The sequence below is a fragment of the Escherichia sp. HH091_1A genome (assembly GCF_030295175.1).
Classification (GTDB): domain Bacteria; phylum Pseudomonadota; class Gammaproteobacteria; order Enterobacterales; family Enterobacteriaceae; genus Escherichia; species Escherichia coli_F.
In genome coordinates this window covers 917121-940120 of the sequence record NZ_AP025747.1, presented here as the reverse complement: position 1 = coordinate 940120, position 23000 = coordinate 917121, and the positions used below count along the sequence as shown (strand labels likewise).

Annotated in this window: 37 protein-coding genes, 2 tRNA genes and 1 pseudogene; 15 read left to right on the top strand and 25 right to left on the bottom strand. The window is 48.9% G+C overall.

Going from position 1 to position 23000, the window contains the following annotated elements; all coding sequences use genetic code 11:
- Nucleotides 1-19: 19 nt before the first annotated feature.
- From QUF14_RS04460 to QUF14_RS04425, 8 genes are all read right to left on the bottom strand, one after another.
- Entirely contained in the window at nt 20-1048 is a 1029-nt protein-coding gene (locus tag QUF14_RS04460) for a major capsid protein (RefSeq protein ID WP_040091462.1), read from the bottom strand.
- A 68-nt stretch (nt 1049-1116) separates the two neighbouring features.
- Nucleotides 1117-1452: a head decoration protein gene (locus QUF14_RS04455; protein ID WP_040091463.1), complete on the bottom strand. Its 336-nt coding sequence runs from the start codon at nt 1450-1452 to the stop codon at nt 1117-1119.
- A 38-nt stretch (nt 1453-1490) separates the two neighbouring features.
- Nucleotides 1491-3098 (bottom strand): S49 family peptidase, encoded by a 1608-nt coding sequence (locus tag QUF14_RS04450; RefSeq protein WP_040091464.1) that lies wholly within the window; start codon nt 3096-3098, stop codon nt 1491-1493.
- Nucleotides 3088-4611, bottom strand: a complete 1524-nt coding sequence (locus QUF14_RS04445) for a phage portal protein (protein ID WP_052319583.1) — start codon at nt 4609-4611, stop codon at nt 3088-3090. Before QUF14_RS04445 ends, QUF14_RS04450 begins: the two co-directional genes overlap by 11 nt.
- 44 nt (nt 4612-4655) lie before the next feature.
- Entirely contained in the window at nt 4656-4865 is a 210-nt protein-coding gene (locus tag QUF14_RS04440; RefSeq protein WP_040091466.1) for a phage head-tail joining protein, read from the bottom strand.
- Nucleotides 4866-4868: 3 nt separating this feature from the next.
- Entirely contained in the window at nt 4869-6785 is a 1917-nt protein-coding gene (locus QUF14_RS04435) for a phage terminase large subunit family protein (protein WP_286333390.1), read from the bottom strand.
- Complete coding sequence (locus tag QUF14_RS04430) at nt 6757-7263, bottom strand: terminase small subunit (RefSeq protein ID WP_040091469.1); 507 nt, start codon at nt 7261-7263, stop codon at nt 6757-6759. The genes QUF14_RS04435 and QUF14_RS04430 overlap by 29 nt, the downstream gene beginning before the upstream one ends.
- 345 nt (nt 7264-7608) lie before the next feature.
- Nucleotides 7609-7905: a hypothetical protein gene (locus tag QUF14_RS04425; protein ID WP_040091471.1), complete on the bottom strand. Its 297-nt coding sequence runs from the start codon at nt 7903-7905 to the stop codon at nt 7609-7611.
- Nucleotides 7906-8298: 393 nt separating this feature from the next.
- Here QUF14_RS04425 and QUF14_RS04420 point away from each other — a divergent pair, with 393 nt between their 5' ends.
- Entirely contained in the window at nt 8299-8880 is a 582-nt protein-coding gene (locus tag QUF14_RS04420) for a lipopolysaccharide core heptose(II)-phosphate phosphatase (protein ID WP_040091473.1), read from the top strand.
- Nucleotides 8881-8952: 72 nt separating this feature from the next.
- Here the strand turns inward: QUF14_RS04420 and QUF14_RS04415 are convergent, their stop codons facing one another.
- From QUF14_RS04415 to QUF14_RS04335, 17 genes are all read right to left on the bottom strand, one after another.
- Complete coding sequence (locus QUF14_RS04415; RefSeq protein WP_040091475.1) at nt 8953-9390, bottom strand: lysis protein; 438 nt, start codon at nt 9388-9390, stop codon at nt 8953-8955.
- A gap of 88 nt (nt 9391-9478) precedes the next feature.
- Nucleotides 9479-9976, bottom strand: coding sequence for a lysozyme RrrD (gene rrrD, locus QUF14_RS04410; protein ID WP_024186729.1), 498 nt, complete (start codon nt 9974-9976; stop codon nt 9479-9481).
- Nucleotides 9954-10148: a phage holin family protein gene (locus tag QUF14_RS04405; RefSeq protein ID WP_001360173.1), complete on the bottom strand. Its 195-nt coding sequence runs from the start codon at nt 10146-10148 to the stop codon at nt 9954-9956. Before QUF14_RS04405 ends, rrrD begins: the two co-directional genes overlap by 23 nt.
- Nucleotides 10149-10401: 253 nt before the next feature.
- Nucleotides 10402-10477 (bottom strand) — tRNA-Thr (locus tag QUF14_RS04400).
- Nucleotides 10478-10482: 5 nt separating this feature from the next.
- Nucleotides 10483-10557 (bottom strand) — tRNA-Asn (locus tag QUF14_RS04395).
- Between the two features lie 63 nt (nt 10558-10620).
- The gene (locus QUF14_RS04390; protein WP_000512810.1) at nt 10621-11139 is read right to left on the bottom strand and encodes an antiterminator Q family protein; all 519 of its coding nucleotides are present in this window, start codon (nt 11137-11139) and stop codon (nt 10621-10623) included.
- Complete coding sequence (locus QUF14_RS04385) at nt 11130-11801, bottom strand: serine/threonine protein phosphatase (RefSeq protein ID WP_286333380.1); 672 nt, start codon at nt 11799-11801, stop codon at nt 11130-11132. The genes QUF14_RS04390 and QUF14_RS04385 overlap by 10 nt, the downstream gene beginning before the upstream one ends.
- Nucleotides 11798-12409 carry a recombination protein NinG gene (locus QUF14_RS04380; protein ID WP_021552626.1) on the bottom strand — a complete coding sequence of 204 codons (612 nt, stop codon included), beginning with the start codon at nt 12407-12409 and terminating at the stop codon, nt 11798-11800. Before QUF14_RS04380 ends, QUF14_RS04385 begins: the two co-directional genes overlap by 4 nt.
- The gene (locus tag QUF14_RS04375) at nt 12402-12572 is read right to left on the bottom strand and encodes a protein NinF (protein WP_032208534.1); all 171 of its coding nucleotides are present in this window, start codon (nt 12570-12572) and stop codon (nt 12402-12404) included. The genes QUF14_RS04380 and QUF14_RS04375 overlap by 8 nt, the downstream gene beginning before the upstream one ends.
- Nucleotides 12569-12751, bottom strand: coding sequence for a NinE family protein (locus tag QUF14_RS04370; protein ID WP_001254257.1), 183 nt, complete (start codon nt 12749-12751; stop codon nt 12569-12571). The genes QUF14_RS04375 and QUF14_RS04370 overlap by 4 nt, the downstream gene beginning before the upstream one ends.
- A complete protein-coding gene (locus tag QUF14_RS04365) occupies nt 12748-13275 on the bottom strand; it encodes a phage N-6-adenine-methyltransferase (protein WP_072667037.1) in 528 nt (175 codons plus the stop codon). The genes QUF14_RS04370 and QUF14_RS04365 overlap by 4 nt, the downstream gene beginning before the upstream one ends.
- Nucleotides 13272-13712 (bottom strand): recombination protein NinB, encoded by a 441-nt coding sequence (locus QUF14_RS04360; RefSeq protein WP_000736903.1) that lies wholly within the window; start codon nt 13710-13712, stop codon nt 13272-13274. The genes QUF14_RS04365 and QUF14_RS04360 overlap by 4 nt, the downstream gene beginning before the upstream one ends.
- A 73-nt stretch (nt 13713-13785) precedes the next feature.
- Entirely contained in the window at nt 13786-14076 is a 291-nt protein-coding gene (locus QUF14_RS04355; RefSeq protein WP_000145931.1) for a protein ren, read from the bottom strand.
- Complete coding sequence (locus QUF14_RS04350) at nt 14073-14774, bottom strand: replication protein P (protein WP_000788869.1); 702 nt, start codon at nt 14772-14774, stop codon at nt 14073-14075. The genes QUF14_RS04355 and QUF14_RS04350 overlap by 4 nt, the downstream gene beginning before the upstream one ends.
- Nucleotides 14771-15709 carry a replication protein gene (locus tag QUF14_RS04345; protein ID WP_052924360.1) on the bottom strand — a complete coding sequence of 313 codons (939 nt, stop codon included), beginning with the start codon at nt 15707-15709 and terminating at the stop codon, nt 14771-14773. Before QUF14_RS04345 ends, QUF14_RS04350 begins: the two co-directional genes overlap by 4 nt.
- A 32-nt stretch (nt 15710-15741) precedes the next feature.
- Nucleotides 15742-16038 carry a CII family transcriptional regulator gene (locus tag QUF14_RS04340; protein WP_000438532.1) on the bottom strand — a complete coding sequence of 99 codons (297 nt, stop codon included), beginning with the start codon at nt 16036-16038 and terminating at the stop codon, nt 15742-15744.
- A 138-nt stretch (nt 16039-16176) separates the two neighbouring features.
- Nucleotides 16177-16410, bottom strand: a complete 234-nt coding sequence (locus QUF14_RS04335) for a hypothetical protein (protein ID WP_000064148.1) — start codon at nt 16408-16410, stop codon at nt 16177-16179.
- Nucleotides 16411-16523: 113 nt separating this feature from the next.
- Between QUF14_RS04335 and QUF14_RS04330 the strand changes: the two genes are divergently transcribed.
- The 14 genes and pseudogenes from QUF14_RS04330 (at nt 16524) to QUF14_RS04265 (ending at nt 22989) form a co-directional block, all read left to right on the top strand.
- The gene (locus QUF14_RS04330; protein ID WP_000428098.1) at nt 16524-17228 is read left to right on the top strand and encodes a LexA family transcriptional regulator; all 705 of its coding nucleotides are present in this window, start codon (nt 16524-16526) and stop codon (nt 17226-17228) included.
- A gap of 60 nt (nt 17229-17288) precedes the next feature.
- Entirely contained in the window at nt 17289-17630 is a 342-nt protein-coding gene (locus QUF14_RS04325; RefSeq protein ID WP_000885926.1) for a DUF3024 domain-containing protein, read from the top strand.
- A 148-nt stretch (nt 17631-17778) separates the two neighbouring features.
- Nucleotides 17779-18132: pseudogene (locus QUF14_RS04320) on the top strand (PIN domain-containing protein); the annotation flags it as partial.
- Between the two features lie 63 nt (nt 18133-18195).
- On the top strand, nt 18196-18636 hold the full coding sequence (locus QUF14_RS04315; protein ID WP_224471529.1) for an NYN domain-containing protein: 441 nt from the start codon (nt 18196-18198) through the stop codon (nt 18634-18636).
- Nucleotides 18637-19143: 507 nt separating this feature from the next.
- Complete coding sequence (locus QUF14_RS28985) at nt 19144-19527, top strand: transcriptional antitermination N peptide (protein ID WP_000198445.1); 384 nt, start codon at nt 19144-19146, stop codon at nt 19525-19527.
- A 58-nt stretch (nt 19528-19585) separates the two neighbouring features.
- The gene (locus QUF14_RS04305; protein ID WP_057780673.1) at nt 19586-19909 is read left to right on the top strand and encodes a hypothetical protein; all 324 of its coding nucleotides are present in this window, start codon (nt 19586-19588) and stop codon (nt 19907-19909) included.
- 180 nt (nt 19910-20089) lie between these two features.
- The gene (locus QUF14_RS04300; protein WP_000065353.1) at nt 20090-20458 is read left to right on the top strand and encodes a DUF2528 family protein; all 369 of its coding nucleotides are present in this window, start codon (nt 20090-20092) and stop codon (nt 20456-20458) included.
- A 72-nt stretch (nt 20459-20530) separates the two neighbouring features.
- Nucleotides 20531-20695, top strand: a complete 165-nt coding sequence (locus tag QUF14_RS04295) for a protease FtsH-inhibitory lysogeny factor CIII (RefSeq protein WP_001198861.1) — start codon at nt 20531-20533, stop codon at nt 20693-20695.
- A complete protein-coding gene (kil, locus tag QUF14_RS04290) occupies nt 20664-20807 on the top strand; it encodes a host cell division inhibitory peptide Kil (protein WP_000372941.1) in 144 nt (47 codons plus the stop codon). Before QUF14_RS04295 ends, kil begins: the two co-directional genes overlap by 32 nt.
- Nucleotides 20808-20881: 74 nt before the next feature.
- Nucleotides 20882-21178 carry a host-nuclease inhibitor Gam family protein gene (locus QUF14_RS04285; RefSeq protein WP_182044468.1) on the top strand — a complete coding sequence of 99 codons (297 nt, stop codon included), beginning with the start codon at nt 20882-20884 and terminating at the stop codon, nt 21176-21178.
- Nucleotides 21179-21183: 5 nt separating this feature from the next.
- Nucleotides 21184-21969, top strand: coding sequence for a phage recombination protein Bet (gene bet, locus QUF14_RS04280; protein ID WP_052953584.1), 786 nt, complete (start codon nt 21184-21186; stop codon nt 21967-21969).
- Entirely contained in the window at nt 21966-22646 is a 681-nt protein-coding gene (locus QUF14_RS04275; RefSeq protein WP_000186844.1) for a lambda exonuclease family protein, read from the top strand. The genes bet and QUF14_RS04275 overlap by 4 nt, the downstream gene beginning before the upstream one ends.
- Nucleotides 22643-22825, top strand: coding sequence for a DUF1317 domain-containing protein (locus tag QUF14_RS04270; RefSeq protein WP_000682315.1), 183 nt, complete (start codon nt 22643-22645; stop codon nt 22823-22825). Before QUF14_RS04275 ends, QUF14_RS04270 begins: the two co-directional genes overlap by 4 nt.
- Nucleotides 22798-22989, top strand: a complete 192-nt coding sequence (locus tag QUF14_RS04265; protein WP_000548531.1) for a DUF1382 family protein — start codon at nt 22798-22800, stop codon at nt 22987-22989. Before QUF14_RS04270 ends, QUF14_RS04265 begins: the two co-directional genes overlap by 28 nt.
- Nucleotides 22990-23000: the final 11 nt, after the last annotated feature.

Sequence of the window (23000 nt, the reverse complement as noted above, 5' to 3'; positions counted from 1 at the left end):
GGAATATCCCGCCCCCGTCTTATTTCACCTGAACCACCACAAACGCATCCGGATCCGGCAGCACCATCAACGGCGCAGACTGCGTCATGGTATATTCGCAACCAGGATCCCCCACTTCATCCCAGTGTTTCGGATAACGAATCGCAGAGGTAATCCCTTCACTCAGTGCCTGATTATCCTGAATGGCACCATAACAACGGACGCCTTCCGCCTGAGTGTTCCCCAGAATCAGTGTTCCTTCCGGCAGATAACGCTGTTCATCCCCGTTTTCGTCAACATACGTTGTCTTCGCCACCACAATTGCCAGATCGCCGTAATGACCTTTAAAGGAAACCACGGAGCCCAGGTCTTTCAGTGCCGTTTCCAGCTCAGATTTGGAGCCACGACTGGTATCCAGTTTTTCACGGAACAGTTTAAAACCGTTCAGCATACGCCAGACCGTGCCGTCCATAATCGCGATATTGATGGTGCCGGAAGCGAAATCACAGTACGCATCCAGATCATGCGTCGGATCGAAGGTGTCAGCATTCTGCTGTGACCATTCGCGTCCGCCAGCCTGCGTAATGTTATTGGCGGCAGAACGCCCAAAATCCACTTCCATCGTCTCAAACTGCTCGCCGCTCATGGTGTATTTACCCTGCAGAACGGCACTGACTGCCTGCATTTCTTCCACCTGTACAATCGCCTGCTCTTCCTGTTTCAGGTTATCCGTCAGAATACGCAGACGGCGGTAAGCCGGGTCATTAAGGCGGGCCGGATCTTCCCCTGGAAGACGTTCCACTGCCTGCTGATAATCAAAGCGGTGTTTTGGTTTTACATAACCGGGACGTAACACGCGGGTTTCACCACCACGGCTGCGCAGCACTTTGCCTGACACCACCGGAGACACATACGCCGCAACCGGTGTTTTGCCGGTAATTTTATCCAGCATGACTTCCTGAGTATGGAAAGTGATCGTGCGACGAAAGAACAGCTCCAGAAACAGCGCACGAAATTTCACTTTCTGCTCGGTGTACCCGAGTAACTGACGCGTGGTAAATAACCCCATAATTTATTTTCCTTCAGAAACACAAACGGGCCGCATCGCGACCCGTTTTTCAGTTAATCACTTCACCATCAGGCGTGGCTGATGGCACTTCCCACAAACGCGTTGGCTTTTTTCACCGCATCCACAGAGTCAGGCCAGACCAGCGACTCACTGGCAAACGTACCGCTTTTGTAGTACGTCAGCGTGGGTTCTGTTCCGGCAAGCGCCAGAGTCAGCACCCCCACGGCCGTTCCGGCTTTCTGACCATCCCATGCCACCAGTTTACCGGTGGCGTCATCCAGCATCAGTGGCGTCAGTGCAGGCGTGGCGGCACTGATACCACTGGTGGCTTTTGCGGTATGCGCCGGATCGCTTCCGGCAAAAATGTTCACATCCGCGCGCTTTTCCGTGGTGGTTTTAATCATTTTTCAGTCTCCTGATTTATCTGAATTCCGGATATCGCTTACGGCATACTCATCAGCAGGTCTTCCTCCCCGCGCCCGGCAGTTCCGCCACCGGAAACCGCACTGGCAGCATGCTGTGCCATAAAGCGATCAAAAAGTGTTTCCTGTGACGGTTGCGATGCCACCGGCGCGGCTGCCAGCAGCGTTTTCGCCTGCGCCACCGTCATTCCAGGTTGTTCTGTCAGTGCCTGTGCAAGTTGCTCGCGCCCTTTCGCCTCCGGCAGCGCCATAATCTGATCGCCGACACTTGCAGAACCAGCAACCGGTGCCGCCGCCAGTAACGTTTTGGCCTGGTCAACGGTCATTCCCGGCTGTTCAGCCAGCGTCTGCGCGAGTTGTTCACGCCCTTTTGCTTCTGGTAACGCCATAATCTGATCGCCTGTGCCGGCAGCAGGGGCTGCCGCCAGAAACGCTTTCGCCTGCTCCACCGTCATCCCCGGTTGACCTGCCAGCATCTGTGCCAGTTGCTCACGCCCCTTTGCTTCCGGCAGCCCCATAATCTGATCACCTGTATTTGCCACACTGGCAGCAGGCACAGCAGCCAGGAACGCTTTCGCCTGCTCTACCGTCATTCCAGGCTGACCTGCCAGCATTTGCGCAAGTTGCTCGCGCCCTTTCGCCTCCTGACAATTCAGGATCTCCATCACGCGCTGATTTTCCTGGGCCACAGCCTCAATGATCGAAACATTCGTTTGCGACATATTTACCTCTCTATTAATTTCTTTATTTATTGCAGAAACCATCACTTCAACGGCATCTGCAGCATTAATCAGTTGATCAGCCAGGCCTGCATCAATCCCTGCCTGACCGTCATAAACGGCAGCCTCGGTATTCATCACCGCCTCTGAACTCAGCCCCGTATAAAGCGACACCTTGTCGACAAACATCCGGCGGGCCTCATCAATACGGCGCTGAAAATCTGCACGCACACCTGCCGGCAATGCCTGAATACTGTTGCCGTCAACCTTGTGCTGCCCGGAGTAAATCAGCGTGATGTCCACCCCTTCCTGTGCCAGTTGTTTCTCGTAACTGGTGTGCGCCATCATCACGCCAATCGAACCAATTTTTGCCGTCTGCGTGACCAGCCGACGCGTACAGGCTGCCGCCAGCAACATGGCGGCTGAACAGGCCATGTCATTACACAGCGCCCACACGGGCTTCTGTTCCCGCAGGCGGTAAATCATGTCAGCACAGTCAAACGCCCCGGCTGCCTGACCGCCCGGGCTGTCGATATCCAGCAAAATGCCGCGCACATCCGGATCATTCACCGCCATCTGAAGACGAGCAGTCAGACCGTCATAGCCTGTCATGCCAGAGTAAGGCCGCAGGGTACCCAGTTTATGCACCAGCGTGCCGCTCACCGGCAGAATGGCGATGCCATTCTTCACCTGGTAACTCTTTGCCGGACGCTGACCGCCCGCCATATAGTCAGTCACAGCCAGTTGCATACCATCAGCATCAAGCTGAACAGCCTGCTGAGGAACTGCAAGGCTGCCGGCCCCCATCTCTTTACCCAGCGCGCAAAAGAAAACCCGCGCATAGGCGGGTTCCAGTAAAAGCGGCTCATTAAATGCCATGGCGGCAATATGCGATAAATTACGACGCATCGCCTTTCTCTCCCGTTGTCTGTCGGATCTGCTGCTGAAACGTGTCCTTTATCCAGATGGGGCGGGGAAGACCAGCCGCCTGTCGCTCCTGGCTTTCACGCAGTTGCTGGCGGAAAATCTCCTGATAGTCATCGCCCATCAGGGCCAGTTCTTTCTCGTACGTGCTTAAACCACCTTCAATACGCATCACCGCTTCCTGCACTTCCTTAAGGCCATCAATCGCCATGCGACCGGCACCAATCCACTCGGCACGGCACCACCCGGAACGGGCCTCCCAGAATGAGAAACGGGATTTCGGTGGGCGGATCACACCACGAATAAGGGCTTCTTCCAGCCAGCAGGCAAACATCTGTGACGCCAGACGGCTGGCCACAAATTTTCGTTTCCCCATAAAATACCGCCACGACTCATTGGCGGATGCCCTGGCACTGGAATAACTGACCTGTGAATAATCACGGGAAAGCTGTTCATAGGACACGCCCAGTCCGGCTGCGATGTAGCGTAACAGCGCCTTTTCCAGTTCAGAGAACCCATTATCCGCATTCTGTGCCGTCTGCAGATTCAGTGAATCCCCCGGATAAAGATGCGGAATACGAACCCCTCCCATCTTTACCCCATTGATGGCGTAATAGTGCGCATAGCCTTTCATGATGGCTTTCAGCGGGTTTTTACTGTCATCCCCCACCCCGGCGATATATTCAAATGCTTTTTCCGAATCCAGTGTGGATTCAATCGTCGCGGCATACATCGCCCGCACCATCGCCGACTGCAGTTGCGTGGCCTGCAGTGTGTCGAGCATCTTGAGGCGCTCCATGACAGAGTAAAACTGGTTTGCCCCGCGCGTCTGCCCGTCCTCCTGCGGCTGAAACACATGGATCATGCCCGGTCTTCCGGAGGGCAGAGTCGCCGTAATCCGTGTCCAGTTACTGACACTGTAACCCGGCCAGTCATCATCCTGAACATGGTAGGCTATCGCCTTTCCGTGCCGGCTGATTTCCACTCCGGCACGCATAAAACGATCGCCGATGCCATAACCGGGCGTACTGACGCGCTTCGGACTGATGGTCTTGAATTTTGTTCTGAATAATGACGTGGATTCCGCATCCCATACAGGCTGGACAAAAATTTCACCGTTAAAAGTATGGACCCCCACCCCTTCACGAATAAATTCGGTAAACGAGCGACGTCCTTCCACATCCATCGAGCCAAACACCGGATCGCAGTATTCCATCCACGCCGCCTCCACATCTTCAATAAAGGCATGCGAATCAGCTTCTGACATCCCCAGCCAGCGCCAGTTGGGTCGGTAGCTCAGGCGAAACATATGTCCGACGATATGGTCTTTATGGATTTCCACAGCATTCGCGGCAATGCCATTATTACGGACCAGATCATCCGCACGGGCATTACCCAGCTGAATGGAAGGCAACAGCGCCACATCGGCACTTTCCGGCGCAGGTAACCATTCCGCAAGTTGCCCACCAAATCCGGAGCCGCCACCGGAATATCCCATACTCTGTCGCAGGGGCTGTCCGTGAACATCTATCAACTCCACATTCACAGCCTCACTCCCACCGGACCGCGACGCCGTCCGGACACACCCAGCGCACTCTCCAGCTCTTCAATGTATTGCCGCAGTTCACCAATCGTCGCCCGCGAATACTGAACCTGCCGTCCGTTCCTGCCGACAGAAACCACAGCACGTCCGATCATCAGTTCATGTAATGCCCGGCGGGCATCACAAAGCATCTCATGCGTATAAATCATCACTTATCCTCCACTCAGTGCAGCCGCGATCTCTTCCATGCTCATATCATCCTCATCCTGTTCATCTCTTCGTGCTCTCGCCAGCGCTTCAAGGTCCAGTTGCCACCGCTGTACCGAAACGCGCAGGGCAGCATAGGCATATACCAGGCAGTCGAGGGCTTCGTTGCGTCGCCCTTTTTTATCCCACAGCAGTTTCACCCTGCCATTAACCACCTTCTCCACCAGCTCTTCCGCCACGATCTGACGCGCCTCTTCTTCCGAAAAAATGTCGGGGTTATCCGGAAAACGGAAGGTATACGGGGCGGCTTCACTGGCAGATACCACCGGCAGGGCAAAACGGGCGTACAGCATTTCCTTGACGGTATCGGAGCCCACCTCACACAAAAACACACCACGCTGGTTGCGCTTTTTGGGCATGGTGATCACCGGCTTGCCGTACACCGATGCCCCTTTTATGGGAAGCACAAAAAAAGTGCCGTGTTTCCTGGAACGCTGATACACAATGTCCTGGTCGATACCACCGGTATCCCAGCAGACACGGGAAATGGAAATTTCAGTACCGTCAGCATGGCGGTATTTTTTCCGGATCACCGCATCAACACGTTTAAGGGTGTCCTCGTCTTCCGGTCGCCCCATGATAATTTGCTTATCAATCAGAAAGGCTTCTTCGCCGGGAGCCCAGCCCCAGACATAAATTTCATAGCGATCTTTCTGGGAGTCGATCCCGGCGGTCAGGTAAACCACCCTCAGGGGAACCTGCGCGCCATAGTGGCAGACTTTTTCCAGCAACAACTCAAAGCTCAGTTTTTCTGCCACGGCCTCTTCATAGGGCTCCCCGAGCGTGGTGTTAATAAACGTCTTGACGCCGTTCGGATCCTTCAGTGCATCCAGCCAGTCATAAACAATCTGTACCCAGGTGGTGAACGGACTGTACGCCGTCCATATATGGAAAGTGACGGAGCGCGGTGGCGGCATCTCCTCATCACCGGCGCTGTAAAATGCCAGGCCGTCTTGCGTCCACATCCCGGTGTTGTCACAAATCCAGCGCCCGTCTGTCTGGTCAAGTTCCGACTGGCGGATCACACAGCCATTACGTTCACACAGGTAATACACCGTTTCCGGTTTACCCTTCTCCCATTTCAGGCCAGACGGCGTCGCATCATCGCCAAACTTCAGATACTGGACCTCCCCGCAATGAGGGCAAGGGACATAAAACCGCATGAAATGCGCAGATTCATTCGCTGCTTTTTCAATCTGACAGGAGCCTTTAATTTTTGGCGTTGAGCCGCGTATGGATTTAGGCCATACCGAACCTTCGATACGTTTATCGCCAAGCAGTGTTGGTGAACCTTCTTTTTCCACATCCGGTTCAAACGAGGAGAGTTCGTCATAGCAGACCACATCCACAGATTTTTCACGGTAGTTTTTAGCAGCGGCACCGCCCAGGCACCAGAACCCCACTCCGGAGGAAAAACGCTTCAGAGTGAGCGTGTTGTCACGATGTTTTCTGCCCAGCCATGGAGACAACGCTTTAAGGCAGGGAACATCCCGCAATGTTGCTTCCACATGCGCTTTCATAAAATCTTCAGCTGCAGAATCTGTTGGCTGAAAAAGCAAACTGTTACGGGATTTATGCTCAATAAAATACCCGATCACGCCCAACAGCATTTTGGTATAACCCACGCGCGCTGATTTAATCAGATTAACAGTGCGGATCCGGTCATTACCCATACTGTTCATGATGGCAACCTGAAACGGCAGGGTCTTCCACTCTCCATCACCATATGACGACTCTTTAGGCAGATAATAATTTTGATCAGCCCATTCAACTGCCGTCATCGGAACAACCCTGACCAGAGGTTGCAACGCAACTGAAACGGCAGCCATCATATTATTCAGCTGTAGTCTGGATATATTCATCGAGTAACTCAGGTAATTTATCCCCTGCCCGCGCGCACTGATTCGCGCCTTTTGCGATAAGGGTTTTCAGATGATCAATATGACGCGGCGTTAAATCCGGAAACTGTCGCTGCATGGATAAAGGAATGGAATCAAGCGTACTGGACAATGCCATCGCCAGTTTGCTGAGAGCGAAAATACAGAACTCTGAATCAATGAGTTTGCCTTCAGTTACCTGATTCTTAAGTTTTTGCGCTACAGCCTGCTCTTCAGTCAGTTCAACCCTGGCCCGGAGTAATCTTTCCTCCAGATCGCTCCCGTCATCAGGTGTTCTCTGATTGTATTGTCGCCGCTCGCGATCTATCTCCAGTACGGTTTTAACGTCATAAAAAACTTCCCTCCCCCGACGCTCAACAGGAGGAACGCCCCATTTATCAAATGCCTGAACGGATATACCGATGGAGGAGGCCATATCGCTTTTATTCAATAAAAAGGCCATCTCCTCTCCATAAGTCATCGATAAAAAGCGATATAACAACCATGTGTTTTTGCAAAACCATTTGATTTAATTGGCATTTTTCGCATTGATAGCATCAAAAAACGCCATCAGGTTGTTGTATCAAACCCTGTTTTTTATTACTTATCAAAGAGATAGAGAAAACAATTAAACAACAACCACCCCCTCAAAAAATCTCATAAATAGCGCGTTTTTGCGCGTCTGCCGTCCCCCGGTGTTTCAGGTTCCGGAAAGGACCCGTAAAAATGGGAGCGATTATCATTTACACACACTCTAATACCTGCATTATCGCAGCCCCTCACTGTTGAAGGGATGCTGTAATACCTGTTACTCCGTAACGACAGCGCCTTCCGGTAATTTCATGCCGGCAAATACCAGGCACCCCGGATGACGATCATCTTCTGTTGCTTCCAGCATTGACTCACCAAACCACTCCGTCGTGGCGCGACCATCAGCTGCTTTGTAGTGGAGTAAGTACTGATTCTCGCCATCCGCATACTGAGCGCGAGCTTTAACCTCACCCCATTCATCACTGATGCGCATCTCCACCAGTTGTGACAACTCAAACTTAAACGGAGCAGCATCAGCACCAATTACAATCGGTTTGTTTTCTGTTTTTTCCATCATCGTCTCCTGATATAGAAGCCCGTCGCCGCACCGGGCACTGTTCAACACTTGTGTATTTGCGACGACATAAAGGATTTATTTATGAAATTTTCAAGTAAGCAGAATTTCATGCTTTCCGGACGCTGGCTCACCCTTCATTTTTCAGCAAAATATTCTGCTCTTACAGGCGTTCAGTCATGCATACACTGCCGGACACTATCAACAATTTCACAGACCTGAGAGGCTGTATCGAAAAGCTGACGCGCTTTATCCAGCTGACGCATCCCACCAGGAAAAAAGGCACCAGTATCGCTACCAGTGCCCATTTCTCCACGTCAGACACCCTTAAGGATTACATAAGATTTACAAATAATAATGTCCTTTTTCACACACCTGTATAAGGATATTTATATGCCCAGCCGCACAATAATAAAATTTCTGATTATATCTTTATTCGTTATATTAGTTTTATTGTCAATCATATATATAGCAAGAACTCCGGCCAGACTTGATATGAATGACGTCGCTGAAATTAACCAGAAGCATCAGCTTATTTTTCTCATCAGACACGGAGAACGATGTGATCGCTCCACAAATATATGTCTGTCAGAACGTGATGGCATCACAATAAATGGAGCCAATAAAGCTCAACAATATGGAAATGCATTCAGCAAAATGTTTCCAGACTACGGTCTCTATTCAACAGATACAGTCCGAACGATACAGACAGCCTCTTTTTTTTCGGGTGGAAAAACAGCAACCATTCCTGATATTTCAACCTGTGATGATGACGCAGTAAACAACATACTGGAAATATCACAATCTGATAATATTACTGTAATTTTCACACATAACCACTGTCTGTCGAAAATTGCAAAAAAGATGAACGGCTGGAGATTTAAACCTGATTATATGGATACACTGGTTCTTCATCGGGAGAATCACAATCTGGTTCTTGACGGATATTCAAAACCGAACGATTTTATCCAGTAATTCATATAATAATACCTGAACATTGACACAACCCCATCCTTACACAAACAGCCAGCAATTAAGCTGGCTCTGTTAATTAAGACATTGCGTCCTGATGTACTCCTGCAGGTAGTTAACCTGCGCGGTTATCCTGTCGATTCCACTTCGGAGACGGTAATAATTGAGTTCAGCATCTGCTGTAAGTCTTGGGCTTTCTCCATCGCCCATGCCGCTGGCTCCAGTTGTTGACTTTGCACAGGTGGCGGCGACTTGCAGGCGCTTACGCCCAGCAGAAACATCAGCACGGAGACTTTCGATAGTCGAGTTAGCATCAGCAAGCTCCTTTGTGTATCTGGCGTCGAGTTCTGCTACATCACGTTGACGCTTCTGCATGTCAGCGATGATGTACGTGGCTTTATCGCGCTGTTCTTTATAGGTAATGGCGTTATCACGGTAATGATTAACCGCCCATGACAGACAGACGATGATGCAGATAACCAGAGCGGAGATAATCGCGGTTAACCGACTCATGACATCAACACCCCAACGGCCAGAAACCACGGCCACGCATCGTTGCCATTCAATGCGAGCAACGCTGCCATGAAAAAGCAAATCATGCTCATTGTTGCCCCCACAAACAGACTTCACGCTCAATATCACGACGGGTCATCAGCCCTTTCCATTGCTTACCGCCAGCGTATGTCCAGCGACGTAGCTGGTCACATGCGCCTTTGATATCGCCCTGGTTTATTTTTCGAAGAAGCGTCGATGTTCTGAAATTGCCAGCGCCCACGTTGTAAACAAAAGAGTAAAGAGCACCGCGCGTTGTTTCCGGTATATCGACTTTGATGTACGGGTTAATTTGTCTGGCGACCGTGGCAAGGTCTTTATTCAGGAGGGCTTTGCATTCTGCTTCGGTATACGTTTTACCGAGCATGATGTCTTTTCCGGTGTGTCCGTGGCATACAGTCCATACACCAACAATATCTTTGTATGGTATGTAGCTGACACCTTCCAGGCCATCGTTACCACTTGGTCCAGTGATTAACACAGATGCTATAGCAATAGCCCCGCCACTTATCGCCGCTATTACGCTATTTCGTAGTGCCGGTGACATTGCCATTCAATCTGTCCTCGCGCTCTTTGCGCTTGTAGTACCAGTTGATGCCAAATGTGCCGACAGTACAAAGAATACCAATGATGACAGCCCAGTCATTCAGGGAGAGAATGCCACCCATCGCAGTCAGTCCTCCGAAGCTGTAACTGAACCATTCTCTGATTTTGTCCATACGGTACATGCTCTACCCCTTCATTGAGGGGATTTGCTCTATTTAATTAGGAATAAGGTCGATTACTGATAGAACAAATCCAGGCTACTGTGTTTAGTAATCAGATTTGTTCGTGACCGATATGCACGGGCAAAACGGCAGGAGGTTGTTAGCGCAACCTCATGCCACCCGCTTTCACGAAGGTCATGTGTAGAAGGCCGCAGCGTAACTATCACTGATGAATTCAGGATAGCCAGTGGCTACGGCTCAGTTATGGTGCTGGTTAACGGACTTGAACCGCTACCCATTCGCTTACAAGGCGACTGCTCTACCATTGGAGCTAAACCAGCATATTTGGCGGGACAGCGTGGACTCGAACCACGATAAGAAGGTTAACAGCCTTCCGTAATGACCTTTATACGACTGACCCAAATAAAAAAAGCCACCGTTGCAACTTAAGAGTCACTAACGTCAGCTTACCCTCTAATTATGGCTAAATGGCTAATTGCATGTCAAGGTTTTTAACAGCAACATGCTTAACTTTCTCAACACGTTTACGCATTTTGAAAGCATTTTGCATTGGTTGGTACAAAACAAATAATGACGCTTTCAGGATGTCGTCAATTTCGTTTCTACAGGTTGCCAGTGAAGGTTTTCTCCATCCCTCGCCACCACGTCCACACATCTTGCGTGGCTTTGCAGTCGCGTGATAGTAGGATGCAATTGCTCGCTTAGATGAACCATGAGCGTAGTAGCTGAGGAGGATGCCAAAGGCTTTTTTGTCAATGTACATGACGGAATCGACGACCTGAGAAATCAACATTCCATCATCATCATTGCACATTGGCCTTGTCATAACTCTTCCCGGCTCTACGCTCTCCATGAACTTCGCTATTACGCTGCTCATGCGCTTTTCCAGACGACCTGAATAAACCCATGCGCCCCACAGTTCAAGCCAGCCATTCAGCCACTCGTGCTGCTCTTTGGTGAGGTTTAGTTCTCTTATGCCCACGCGCCTTCTCCCTGTACCTGAATCAATGTGAGGTTTCCGCAGAACACTGCGCCGGTATCGATATACATCTGGTTGGCAAACTTGAGTGGTTTCACTGCTGGCGTATGACCAAAGATGAACGTGTCAGCTCCTTTGATTTCTTTCACGATCCCGTCTTGTGAGTTGCTGATTCGTTCGCGGTTCCAGATTACCTGCTGATGATCAACTGGCTTTCCAAATTCGTATTCGTCACAAGGATAATCGGCGTGGCAGATGACATATTTTTTACCTTCGCTCACCAGTTCGATGATTAACGGAAGTTCATCTGCTTTATGGGCAAGAGCTTTAGCCAGAATTTCTTTGTCGTAATCGAGATTAAAGAACCAGCCACCGCCATTAAACAGCCAGTGATTGACGTTTCCACGCTCTGATAAGCCATCAATCATCATTTGCTCATGGTTTCCACGTACAGCTCTGAACCAGGGTAATGTGATTAATTCCAGGCATTCGACGTTCTCTGTACCGCGATCGACCAAATCGCCAACCGAGATAAGCAGGTCTTTTTTGGTGTCGAATCCTATCGTCTCCAGTTTTTTCATCAGGTTCGTGTAGCATCCGTGCAGATCGCCAACTACCCAAATATTTCGGTATTTGCTGCCATCAATTCTTTCGTAGATATTCATGCAGCCTCACTTCTGCTGTTTCGCAGTTTTTTAAGTTTCTGTTGATACTCCGCCTTGATGGTCCTGCACTCTTCGACAGTCCAGCGATGGCGGTTATGGTTTGATTCGATTTCGTCTACTGCTTCCTGCCCGATGCGGTTAATCAGTTCGACGCGATACGGAACGAGATTTCCGCTTTTGTGCTGGTTGCACACCACGCATTGCTTGTGAATATTGCGTTCATCAAATCGGAGTTGAGGCGCCGCAGCAGTTGTCCGGTAATGCCCGGCATCCCACTGAGCAGACGTGAGCGTTCCGCACGAGATACATGGTAAGTCGCGGTCTCTTTCTCTGATGAAGGCGTTTACGGCTTGTTGGGCTTGTTTAATCCAGTAACTGCGGGGCTTTAAGGCGAGTTTTCGAATCTTAAGTTTATCTTTCTGTTTCTGCTCCTCTCGTCGTCGTTTCTTCTCTGCTGCCTTTTCCGCTTTTTCGCGTTCTTTGCTTCGTCGTTCGAGTGCTATCTTGGTTCCACACTCTGGAGAGCACCACCACTGATTGGCGAATGCAGGGTGAAACCATTCCCGACATTCATCGTTTTTACATCGTCTTCGCGCTGGTTTAGCCATCGTCTTCTTCCTCGTGCATCGAGCTATTCGGATCGCTCATCAGTTCTGCGCAGCAGTACTCACACACGTGAACTTCCAGCACATGCAGCTTCTGACCGCAATTAGCGCACGTTAAAGCCCGCTCGACGCTTTCTTGTTCGTAACTTCGATTTGGGTCAATCACCTTGTATTCCTCGCACGATGTCTTAGCCACCGGATATCCCACAGGTGAGCCGTGTAGTTGAAGGTTTTTACGTCAGATTCTTTTGGGATTGGCTTGCGTTTATTTCTGGAGCGTTTCGTTGGAAGGTATTTGCAGTTTTCGCAGATGATGTCGGTGATACTTCGTCGCTGTCGTCTCATGCTGCCCTCCTGACGCCCTGCCCGATCGCCATCAATGCCGCTTTGGATACGGTAGTAAACATCCGTCGAGGACTGATGAACGGTCGCCAAATCAGCAGCATGGAACCTTTGCTGTTTCCCTTCTTCTCCAGCCCTGTCGATGGTTCGATAAAATTAATCCGTCCATCAGTAATGATGCGAACTTCGTCAACACTCTCCAGAGCCTTGCTGAACCATCCGACAGACATATCCTCTGGCACAAGCATCACTATCGTCTGTCGCTGTTGTATGCACTGCTCAGCGGCTTTTTCCACCCACGGCCTGATATTGCTGTACGGTGGGTTATTCCAGATTGCACCGTGGCTTATCCACTCAGAATTTAGCGCGTCGTCGGCCTCAGTTAACCAGTGAGCGCACAGAGCATTTTTGTCGCTCGCTGCCGAATCCAGCCAGAATCCAAACTCAATATCCAGTGCATCAAAAAGCCAAAGCGGCGTTTGCCAGCAGTCCTTGTCGTGTGCTGGCGTATTTGATTTGATAGTCATGCAGCCCGATCTCCCCATCTCGCTTTCCACTCCAGAGCCAGTCTCGCTTCGTCTGACCACTTAACGCCACGCTCTGTACCGAATGCCTGTATAAGCTCTAATAGCTCCGCAAATTCGCCTACACGCATCCTGCTGGTTGACTGGCCTATTACCACAAAGCCATTCCCGGCAAGGTTAGGAACAACATCCTGCTGCTTTAATGCTGCGGTAAACACACACTTCCAGCTTTCTGCATCCAGCCAGCGACCATGCCATTCAACCTGACGAGAGACGTCACCTAAGCAGGCCCATAGCTTCCTGTTTTGGTCTAAGCTGCGGTTGCGTTCCTGAATGGTTACTACGATTGGTTTGGTTGGGTCTGGAAGGATTTGCTGTACTGCGTGAATAGCGTTTTGCTGATGTGCTGGAGATCGAATTTCAAAGGTTAGTTTTTTCATGACTTCCCTCTCCCCCAAATAAAAAGGCCTGCGATTACCAGCAGGCCTGTTATTAGCTCAGTGATGTAGATGGTCATCTTTTAACTCCATATACCGCCAATACCCGTTTCATCGCGGCACTCTGGCGACACTCCTTAAAAATCAGGTTCGTGCTCATCTTTCCTTCCCGTTCTTCCCTGGTAGCAAACCGGTAATACACCGTTCGCCAGACCTTACCTTCGATAACCAGAAGACCTGCCCGTGCCATTTTAGCCGCGGCCTGATTTATGCTGGTTACTGTTGCGCCTGTTAGCGCGGCAACGTCCGGCGCACAGAAGCTATTATGCGTCCCCAGGTAATGAATAATTGCCTCTTTGCCCGTCATACACTTGCTCCTTTCAGTCCGAACTTAGCTTTAATTTCTGCGATCTTCGCCAGAGCCTGTGCACGATTTAGAGGTCTACCGCCCATAACAGGAAGTTGTTTTACTGGTTCAGGTATCGTCTCACCACGGTTAATTCGCGCTGTCATACAGGTCAGTTCATCGGCAGCCTTGCGCCGTAATTCCGCATCAGTAAGCGCATTGGCCCGCATGTTCTGATACAGGTTGGTAACCAGCCAGTAGTGCGCGTTTGATTTCCACGGATAAGACTCCGCATCCGGATACAGGCCTCGCTTCCGGCAATACTCGTAAACCATATCAACCAGCTCGCTGACGTTTGGCAGTCCGGCGATAACGGATGCTTCTTCCCGGCACCATGCAACAAACTGCCCGGGTGATGGCAGAAATGGTCGATTCTGCCGACGGGCTACGCGCATTCCTGCGTTAACCTGTTCCATTGTGGTGATCCCGTTTTCCCGGAAAGCCAGAACCCACTGGCGGCGGATTTCGTTCAGTTCGTTCTGGTCACGGTTAGCCAGACTCGCCGGGAAAGTTGCCAGTAACTGGCTGAACACACCGTTGATGATCTGCGCTACCTGCTGTACCTGTGGCTTTTCGTCGTACTGTTCCGGCATGTTGTTGGCGATCCGACGCATCTGCTCACGGTCAAAGTTAACCATCTGTGCGGCGATGTTTTTCATAAATCCACCCCGTAAATCCAGTCAGTGTTTGTCAGGTCGAGTTTTGGTTTTCCAGCTGTCACGCCAGCCTGTTGCTTGTTACGGTTGATTTCGAGTTGGGTCCACTTGTCGCGGAGTTTGGCCGGACTTAGCACGTTACCGGACCAGAAGTTGTCCTGGCATGCCCAGCGGAACAGCACGCACATGTCGCGGTGGTTACGTCCGTCACGTTCACGCATCAGGCGGATATCGTTAGCCCACCCTGCAAAATTCGGTTTTCTGGCTGATGGTGCGATGGTCTTCACCATGTCAAACATCCACTCTGCGGCGGTCAGGTCTTCTGCTGTTCCCCACTTGCTGCCGCTCTGAATTGCAGCATCCGGTTTAACCACAGAAAGATCGTTTTCTGGCTGGTCAGAGGATTCGCCAGAATTCTCTGACGAATAATCTTTTCTTTTTTCTTTTGTAATAGTGTCTTTTGTGTCCCCCTGTTTTGAGGGATAGCAATCCCCTAATTTGAGGGATGTTTTATCCCTCGTTTTAGGGGATTTTCCCTCGTTTTGAGGGATGTCCCTCATTTTAGGGGAACCTCCCTCGTTTTGAGGGATGCACCATTCTGAGGTGTTTTTATTTGGTCCAAACATGCCGCCTTGCTGCTTGATAATATTCATTCTGACGAGTTCTAACTTGGCTTCATTGCACCGTTTGACGGGTAACTTTGTAATCTCGCTAAGTTGAGAATCGGTGATTCTGTCCATTGGTTTATTCCACCCATAGGTTTTACGCAGAATGGCAAGCAGCACTTTAAACTGTCGCTTGGTCAGATCTGCGCCTGAATAAGCCTCAATCAGCATATTTGATAGTCTGGCGTAACCATCATCGAGATCTGCCACATTACGCTCCTGTTCGGCAAAGTTACCTCTGCCGAAGTTGAGTATTTTTGCTGTATTTGTCATAATGACTCCTGTGGATTGATCCAGTAATTCCCTCAGAATTGCATATCAATTTGCTTAGAGTCCCCGGCGGCCACCGGGGATTTTTTCTTTGTGATTCCATCAAGCGCATACTTAAAAGCCCTACTAATCGGACTGATGTCTGATGCCATTCCGAAAGCACACAAGACCGAAGCAATAAATCTCCAGTCCGTTCTGCTTATCTTCGATTCATGACAGCCAATCATCTTTGCCAGACCACGCTGGGTAAGCGTTGACAGGTTGATGAGTAAATCAGTTTCTGCGCGATCAACGTCACGCTGGGATAGTTTGCTGTAACTTGTTTGTTCCATTTCTTAAGATTTCCAATAGTGAATAGTTAGTTGAAAGGTATGCGTGGAAACGCATGTGGCCTTAGTTGGTCAGATATATTGGGACTCGCTTTGTCAGCGACGTAGGACGAATGTCCATTGTGAAAAGAGCGGTGTTACTTATGCAGCCGATGCTCTACGCGATACGAACACTAGGTTTTCCTTTTTCACAGGTTTATAACCCGTGAAATTACGAGTAGCTTCTTCGATTGCATTCGCTTTATCAGGGGAAGCTCTTCGAAATCCATATGCAATCTGGTCAAGATAGCCAACTGAAGTTTTCGCTAATGCGGCGAGTCGCTTCCATTCCTCACTAGAAGCCTCTTTTCGCCAGCGTAGTAGTTCATTACTCATTAGTGCCTCCGTTTATCACACAGAACAACTTTACCATTTTGATAAATCAACCGCAATGTAAATTTATCATAATGCGTATTTATCCATTTGCTAAATAGAGGGAAAATTGTGAGATGGAAAACAAAGATATTCGCAAATCGAATCTGGCGTTTTTGCTAGATGAGCATAAAAAAATCGCGGGTAACACTAATGCAAGCTTTGCCGATAAGCTTGGGGTTAGCCCTTCTCAACTCACGCAAGTCTCCGGTGAAAAAAGCACTCGAAACATAGGGGATAAACTAGCAAGAAAATTTGAAGCCGCGCTTGGGTTACCTAATGGGTGGCTTGATTTGGTACATGATGTAACACCAATTGCATCATGCTCAGATTCTTTAACTTTTGTCGGTCAGGTAAGAAAAGGGTTAGTGCGCGTGGTTGGTGAGGCAATTCTTGGTGTTGATGGTGCCATCGAGATGACCGAAGAGCGCGATGGGTGGCTCAAAATTTATAGCGATGATCCTGATGCCTTTGGTCTTCGTGTGAAAGGAGACAGCATGTGGCCCAGAATAAAATCAGGAGAATATGTACTCATTGAGCCTAACACCAAAGTATTCCCGGGTGATGAGGTGTTTGTCAGAACCGTTGAAGGACACAACATGATTAAGGTTCTTGGCTATGACAGAGACGGAGAATACCAATTTACAAGCATCAACCAGGATCATAGGCCAATAACGTTGCCTTATCATCAAGTAGCAAAGGTGGAGTATGTGGCTGGTATTCTGAAGCAATCTCGCCATCTGGATGACATCGAGGCAAGGGAGTGGCTGAAAAGTTCGTGACTTCATCGTCACATAGCTGGTAACCAGTGGCCAGAAGAAACGTTTGGGTGAGGAGGATAGATGGCGTTCACTGACCTTGAATATCAAGCGGTCAAAAAAGAAGTTCACCAATTCATTGAAAGCATAAGGCCGCCTGAACATATCCGCAATGAACTGGATATTGTTTATAGCATCAATGACCAAACGATAGATATCGGCGAACAGCGCCCCGTGTGGCAGGGCAACCCAGGTGAAACAAACATCCTGCCATCAGCAAGAATCAAGTACATACGTTCTCTGGATAGATGGAAAATCTATTGGATGCGGAAGGATATGAAATGGCATCAGTACAGTACTGAACTTTCGCTGACTGATGCGCTTGAGCTTGTGCGTGCTGACCCGGATTGCTGCTTCTTCGGATGAGTGAAGAGACGTTTGGGTGATAGGAAGTAAGTTTTATGTTGACGGCACAGTCAACTTGGCATAGATTAATTAAACCAAGCCCAGCCCCGTTCGCAGACAATTGTTAATATCTGCATAACGGCTCTGGGCTATTTTTTTTGGGACTCTTATGAAGAAAGCAGCAATTTTAATTGATGCGGGTTTTTTCATGCAGCGTGTTCATGCTACGCATCGTAAACACTTCGCCGAGCATGAACTGACTGCGCAATGCATAATGAAAGTAATATGGTCAATGGTTCTTTCCCATCTTAATGGAAAACGTCAATCACAAGAACGTAGGGAACCGCTTGAGCTTTATAGAATTTACTTCTATGACTGTCCACCACTCGACATTCAAACACGCCTTCCACTTCCTGAGCCTGGCAATAAGACGCCTGGTCGCAAGAATTTCAAACTCGAAAAATCATATATTCTGAGAACGGAGCTGCATGAAGAGTTAAGAAAAACTCGAAAAACAGCCTTAAGATTAGGGAATCTTGTTGATAATAAGCGATGGCAACTAACTACATTCTCCCTTGATGCTCTGATGAAAGGAACGAAAAAATGGGATGAACTGACAAATGATGATTTTTACTATGACATCAAACAAAAACAAGTTGATATCAAGCTAGGGATGGATATCACGACTTTAGCTTATGAAAAACTTGTTGATGTAATTGTCCTTGTTGCTGGGGACTCAGACTTTGTGCCTGCCGCCAAACACGCCAGAATTAAAGGTATTGATTTTATTCTTGATCCACTAAGACAGAATGTTACCCCATCACTGTCAGAGCACATTGATGGAGTTCAGTCATACAGCTTGATATCAGGACTTGCCGATGCTTTACATGTTGAGCCAGACCCGGCACCTGACTGGTGGGAAGATCGAAAAAAAGGCAAGCCTAGAGGAAAAAACAATAGCGGTAAACGCAGGTATGGAAACACTCAAGCTGAGTCTGCAAAGAAACATCAAAGAAATAAACGATAATCCCATCAACCCGGCCACCGAGCCGGGTTTTCTTTGCCTTACGATCCCCCCACCTAAAAACACATAACCAATTGTATTTGTTGAAAAATAAATAGATACAACTTGCTAAACAACGCAATCCAGATCTCCCTCAAATCTCTTTATTTATCCTGTCGAATTCCTACAACAAAATAAAACACCATAAGAATCAATACGATATTTGAAAACCAAGAGAATTTATCATTTTGCTATTGCCATTAATTTATCATTCCGATAAAGTTCACCCATCAGCAGGACGCACTACTCACCAGGGCGGTGAATATACAACGATTCGAATATGAATCTACGGCGCTGACAAAGCGCAATAACCAAAGTGAACTTTGGGGTGTGGTGAAGGGTTCATGGACGGGAATATGTCGCACGTAAAGCGGCGAGGCCTGCGGGACTATTGCCGAATTGAAGTAGGCCGAAACAGGTCGAAATGGGTCTCCCACCTACCACACCACCAAAGTTCATCAGGAGGTCTATATGACACGCAGAACTCAGTTCAAAGGCAATTCACGTTCTCGTCGTCGTGAGCGTTTAAAGGCAAAGGCATTAGCTAACGGCGTGCTGGCCCGCGAAGAAGCAATAAGTTCAGAAGTATTACACCGCCCTACTCTAAGCAGAGCGCAGATTCAGGCTAAAGGTACTCACGAAACGCCTGAGCGCATAGAAGACGCTAAGCCAATTAAGTTCATGGCACAGGACGTGATCTGGCAACAGAAAGAATACAGACGCAATCTGGAGCGAGCGGCCATTGTGTACGCGAATGAGTTTGGACATAAGCAACCAGAAACTGGTGTATGTCTTCCAAACGTAGCTCTTTACGCGGCAGGCTACCGGAAATCAAAACAACTGACAGCAAGATGACTTGTGTTGGTCGCCAGAAAATGAAATTAGGCAGCAAACCACTTATTTGAGGTGATATATGGAAGCATTAGTAGTAGAGCGAAGCGAGGATGGCTACTGGACGCACCCAGAATACGCCAACCTGTTTGGGGATAGAGAGGCAATTTCAGCTGATGAGTTCAGATCTTTCTGCAAGCAGCATGGCATTGAATCATCAATTGTTGAAATGGAAAACGACAACAATCAAACGGTAATTGACGCGTATTTTGAAGATGGGAATCCAAACATCAGTGGATGGGAGCCAAGCATGCCAGATGGAGAAGGATGGTTTGTCGGTTCGATTCACGATACAGAAGACGGTCCGATCTGCGTTTGGTTCAGAAATGTAGATAAGGCCGCATAGTCGGCCTTCATTTTTGGCATAAACAACAGAATAAACACTGCACTGTGTATTCATTCCAACGAGTGAATACACGGAGCAATGTCGCTCGTAACTAAACAGGAGCCGACTTGTTCTGATTATTGGAAATCTTCTTTGCCCTCCAATGTGAGGGCGATTTTTTATCTGTGAGGATATGAACAGATGTCAAACATCAAAAAATACATCATTGATTACGACTGGAAAGCATCAATAGAAATTGAAATCGACCATGACGTAATGACAGAGGAAAAACTTCACCAGATTAATAATTTCTGGTCAGACTCTGAACACCGACTCAATAAACACGGCTCTGTATTAAATGCTGTATTAATCATGCTGGCGCAACATGCTCTGCTTATAGCAATTTCAAGCGACTTAAATGCATATGGTGTTGTGTGTGAGTTCGACTGGAATGATGGAAATGGTCAGGAAGGATGGCCTCCAATGGATGGTAGCGAAGGAATAAGAATTACCGATATCGATACATCAGGAATATTTGATTCAGATGATATGACTATCAAAGCCGCCTGAGCGCGGCGTTACCGCATACCAATAACGCTTCACTCGAGGCGTTTTTCGTTATGTATAAATAAGGAGCACACCATGCAATATGCCATTGCAGGGTGGCCTGTTGCTGGCTGCCCTTCCGAATCTTTACTTGAGCGAATCACCCGTAAATTACGTGACGGATGGAAACGCCTTATCGACATACTTAATCAGCCAGGAGTCCCAAAAAATGGATCAAACACTTATGGCTATCCAGACTAAATTCACTATCGCCACTTTTATTGGCGATGAAAAGATGTTTCGTGAAGCCGTCGACGCTTATAAAAAATGGATATTAATGCTGAAACTGAGATCAAGCAAAAGCATTCACTAACCCCCTTTCCTGTTTTCCTAATCAGCCCGGCATTTCGCGGGCGATATTTTCACAGCTATTTCAGGAGTTCAGCCATGAACGCTTATTACATTCAGGATCGTCTTGAGGCTCAGAGCTGGGCGCGTCACTACCAGCAGATCGCCCGTGAAGAGAAAGAGGCAGAACTGGCAGACGATATGGAAAAAGGCCTGCCCCAGCACCTGTTTGAATCGCTATGCATCGATCATTTGCAACGCCACGGGGCCAGCAAAAAAGCCATTACCTGTGCGTTTGATGACGATGTTGAGTTTCAGGAGCGCATGGCAGAACACATCCGGTACATGGTTGAAACCATTGCTCACCATCAGGTTGATATTGATTCAGAGGTATAAAACGGATGAGTACAGCACTCGCAACGCTGGCTGGGAAGCTGGCTGAACGTGTCGGCATGGATTCTGTCGACCCACAGGAACTGATCACCACTCTTCGCCAGACGGCATTTAAAGGCGATGCCAGCGATGCGCAGTTCATCGCATTGTTGATCGTCGCCAACCAGTACGGCCTTAATCCGTGGACGAAAGAAATTTACGCCTTCCCTGACAAGCAGAACGGCATCGTTCCGGTGGTGGGCGTTGATGGCTGGTCCCGTATCATCAATGAAAACCAGCAGTTTGATGGCATGGACTTTGAGCAGGACAATGAATCCTGCACATGCCGGATTTACCGCAAGGACCGTAATCATCCGATCTGCGTTACCGAGTGGATGGATGAATGCCGCCGCGAACCATTCAAAACCCGCGAAGGCAGAGAAATCACGGGGCCGTGGCAGTCGCATCCCAAACGGATGTTACGTCATAAAGCCATGATTCAGTGTGCCCGTCTGGCCTTCGGATTTGCTGGTATCTATGACAAGGATGAAGCCGAGCGCATTGTCGAAAATACCGCATACACTGCAGAACATCAGCCGGAACGCGACATCACTCCGGTTAACGATGAAACCATGCAGGAGATTAACACTCTGCTAATCGCCCTGGATAAAACATGGGATGACGACTTATTGCCGCTCTGTTCCCAGATATTTCGCCGCGACATTCGCGCATCGTCAGAACTGACACAGGCCGAAGCAGTGAAAGCTCTTGGATTCCTGAAACAGAAAGCCACTGAGCAGAAGGTGGCAGCATGACACCGGACATTATCCTGCAGCGTACCGGGATCGACGTGAGAGCTGTCGAACAGGGGGATGATGCATGGCACAAATTACGGCTCGGCGTCATCACCGCTTCAGAAGTTCACAACGTGATAGCAAAGCCCCGCTCAGGAAAGAAGTGGCCTGACATGAAAATGTCCTACTTCCACACCCTGCTGGCTGAGGTTTGCACCGGTGTGGCTCCGGAAGTTAATGCTAAGGCGCTGGCCTGGGGAAAACAGTACGAGAACGACGCCAGAACCCTGTTTGAATTCACTTCCGGCGTGAATGTTACTGAATCCCCGATCATCTATCGCGACGAAAGTATGCGCACCGCCTGCTCTCCCGATGGTTTATGCAGTGACGGCAACGGCCTTGAACTGAAATGCCCGTTTACCTCCCGGGATTTCATGAAGTTCAGGCTCGGTGGTTTCGAGGCCATAAAGTCGGCTTACATGGCCCAGGTGCAGTACAGCATGTGGGTGACGCGAAAAGATGCCTGGTACTTTGCCAACTATGACCCGCGTATGAAGCGTGAAGGCCTGCATTATGTCGTGGTTGAGCGGGATGAAAAGTACATGGCGGGTTTTGACGAGATGGTGCCGGAGTTCATCGAAAAAATGGACGAGGCACTGGCTGAAATTGGTTTTGTATTTGGGGAGCAATGGCGATGAAGCATCCTCACGATAATATCCGCGTAGGCACGATCACTTTCGTCTACTCCGTTACAAAGCGAGGCTGGGTATTTCCCGGCCTTTCTGTTATCCAAAATCCACTGAAAGCCCAGCGGCTGGCTGAGGAGATAAATAATAAACGAGGGGCTGTATGCACAAAGCATCTCCTGTTGAGTTAAGAACGAGCATTGAGATGGCACATAGCCTTGCTCAAATTGGAGTCAGGTTTGTGCCAATACCAGTAGAAACAGACGAAGAATTTCATACGTTAGCCGCATCCCTTTCACAAAAGCTGGAAATGATGGTGGCGAAAGCAGAAGCAGATGAGAGAGACCAGGTATGACAACCACTGAA

What these genes read in the sequence shown, in the direction of transcription:
- QUF14_RS04460 (WP_040091462.1), bottom strand. Translation starts at nt 1,048, where the DNA reads ATGGGGTTATTTACCACGCGTCAGTTACTCGGGTACACCGAGCAGAAA.
- QUF14_RS04455 (WP_040091463.1), bottom strand. Translation starts at nt 1,452, where the DNA reads ATGATTAAAACCACCACGGAAAAGCGCGCGGATGTGAACATTTTTGCC.
- QUF14_RS04450 (WP_040091464.1), bottom strand. Translation starts at nt 3,098, where the DNA reads ATGCGTCGTAATTTATCGCATATTGCCGCCATGGCATTTAATGAGCCG.
- QUF14_RS04445 (WP_052319583.1), bottom strand. Translation starts at nt 4,611, where the DNA reads ATGGGATATTCCGGTGGCGGCTCCGGATTTGGTGGGCAACTTGCGGAA.
- QUF14_RS04440 (WP_040091466.1), bottom strand. Translation starts at nt 4,865, where the DNA reads ATGATTTATACGCATGAGATGCTTTGTGATGCCCGCCGGGCATTACAT.
- QUF14_RS04435 (WP_286333390.1), bottom strand. Translation starts at nt 6,785, where the DNA reads ATGAATATATCCAGACTACAGCTGAATAATATGATGGCTGCCGTTTCA.
- QUF14_RS04430 (WP_040091469.1), bottom strand. Translation starts at nt 7,263, where the DNA reads ATGGCCTTTTTATTGAATAAAAGCGATATGGCCTCCTCCATCGGTATA.
- QUF14_RS04425 (WP_040091471.1), bottom strand. Translation starts at nt 7,905, where the DNA reads ATGGAAAAAACAGAAAACAAACCGATTGTAATTGGTGCTGATGCTGCT.
- QUF14_RS04420 (WP_040091473.1), top strand. Translation starts at nt 8,299, where the DNA reads ATGCCCAGCCGCACAATAATAAAATTTCTGATTATATCTTTATTCGTT.
- QUF14_RS04415 (WP_040091475.1), bottom strand. Translation starts at nt 9,390, where the DNA reads ATGAGTCGGTTAACCGCGATTATCTCCGCTCTGGTTATCTGCATCATC.
- rrrD (WP_024186729.1), bottom strand. Translation starts at nt 9,976, where the DNA reads ATGTCACCGGCACTACGAAATAGCGTAATAGCGGCGATAAGTGGCGGG.
- QUF14_RS04405 (WP_001360173.1), bottom strand. Translation starts at nt 10,148, where the DNA reads ATGGACAAAATCAGAGAATGGTTCAGTTACAGCTTCGGAGGACTGACT.
- QUF14_RS04385 (WP_286333380.1), bottom strand. Translation starts at nt 11,801, where the DNA reads ATGAATATCTACGAAAGAATTGATGGCAGCAAATACCGAAATATTTGG.
- QUF14_RS04380 (WP_021552626.1), bottom strand. Translation starts at nt 12,409, where the DNA reads ATGGCTAAACCAGCGCGAAGACGATGTAAAAACGATGAATGTCGGGAA.
- QUF14_RS04370 (WP_001254257.1), bottom strand. Translation starts at nt 12,751, where the DNA reads ATGAGACGACAGCGACGAAGTATCACCGACATCATCTGCGAAAACTGC.
- QUF14_RS04365 (WP_072667037.1), bottom strand. Translation starts at nt 13,275, where the DNA reads ATGACTATCAAATCAAATACGCCAGCACACGACAAGGACTGCTGGCAA.
- QUF14_RS04360 (WP_000736903.1), bottom strand. Translation starts at nt 13,712, where the DNA reads ATGAAAAAACTAACCTTTGAAATTCGATCTCCAGCACATCAGCAAAAC.
- QUF14_RS04355 (WP_000145931.1), bottom strand. Translation starts at nt 14,076, where the DNA reads ATGACGGGCAAAGAGGCAATTATTCATTACCTGGGGACGCATAATAGC.
- QUF14_RS04350 (WP_000788869.1), bottom strand. Translation starts at nt 14,774, where the DNA reads ATGAAAAACATCGCCGCACAGATGGTTAACTTTGACCGTGAGCAGATG.
- QUF14_RS04345 (WP_052924360.1), bottom strand. Translation starts at nt 15,709, where the DNA reads ATGACAAATACAGCAAAAATACTCAACTTCGGCAGAGGTAACTTTGCC.
- QUF14_RS04340 (WP_000438532.1), bottom strand. Translation starts at nt 16,038, where the DNA reads ATGGAACAAACAAGTTACAGCAAACTATCCCAGCGTGACGTTGATCGC.
- QUF14_RS04335 (WP_000064148.1), bottom strand. Translation starts at nt 16,410, where the DNA reads ATGAGTAATGAACTACTACGCTGGCGAAAAGAGGCTTCTAGTGAGGAA.
- QUF14_RS04330 (WP_000428098.1), top strand. Translation starts at nt 16,524, where the DNA reads ATGGAAAACAAAGATATTCGCAAATCGAATCTGGCGTTTTTGCTAGAT.
- QUF14_RS04325 (WP_000885926.1), top strand. Translation starts at nt 17,289, where the DNA reads ATGGCGTTCACTGACCTTGAATATCAAGCGGTCAAAAAAGAAGTTCAC.
- QUF14_RS04315 (WP_224471529.1), top strand. Translation starts at nt 18,196, where the DNA reads ATGAAAGGAACGAAAAAATGGGATGAACTGACAAATGATGATTTTTAC.
- QUF14_RS28985 (WP_000198445.1), top strand. Translation starts at nt 19,144, where the DNA reads ATGACACGCAGAACTCAGTTCAAAGGCAATTCACGTTCTCGTCGTCGT.
- QUF14_RS04305 (WP_057780673.1), top strand. Translation starts at nt 19,586, where the DNA reads ATGGAAGCATTAGTAGTAGAGCGAAGCGAGGATGGCTACTGGACGCAC.
- QUF14_RS04300 (WP_000065353.1), top strand. Translation starts at nt 20,090, where the DNA reads ATGTCAAACATCAAAAAATACATCATTGATTACGACTGGAAAGCATCA.
- QUF14_RS04295 (WP_001198861.1), top strand. Translation starts at nt 20,531, where the DNA reads ATGCAATATGCCATTGCAGGGTGGCCTGTTGCTGGCTGCCCTTCCGAA.
- kil (WP_000372941.1), top strand. Translation starts at nt 20,664, where the DNA reads ATGGATCAAACACTTATGGCTATCCAGACTAAATTCACTATCGCCACT.
- QUF14_RS04285 (WP_182044468.1), top strand. Translation starts at nt 20,882, where the DNA reads ATGAACGCTTATTACATTCAGGATCGTCTTGAGGCTCAGAGCTGGGCG.
- bet (WP_052953584.1), top strand. Translation starts at nt 21,184, where the DNA reads ATGAGTACAGCACTCGCAACGCTGGCTGGGAAGCTGGCTGAACGTGTC.
- QUF14_RS04275 (WP_000186844.1), top strand. Translation starts at nt 21,966, where the DNA reads ATGACACCGGACATTATCCTGCAGCGTACCGGGATCGACGTGAGAGCT.
- QUF14_RS04270 (WP_000682315.1), top strand. Translation starts at nt 22,643, where the DNA reads ATGAAGCATCCTCACGATAATATCCGCGTAGGCACGATCACTTTCGTC.
- QUF14_RS04265 (WP_000548531.1), top strand. Translation starts at nt 22,798, where the DNA reads ATGCACAAAGCATCTCCTGTTGAGTTAAGAACGAGCATTGAGATGGCA.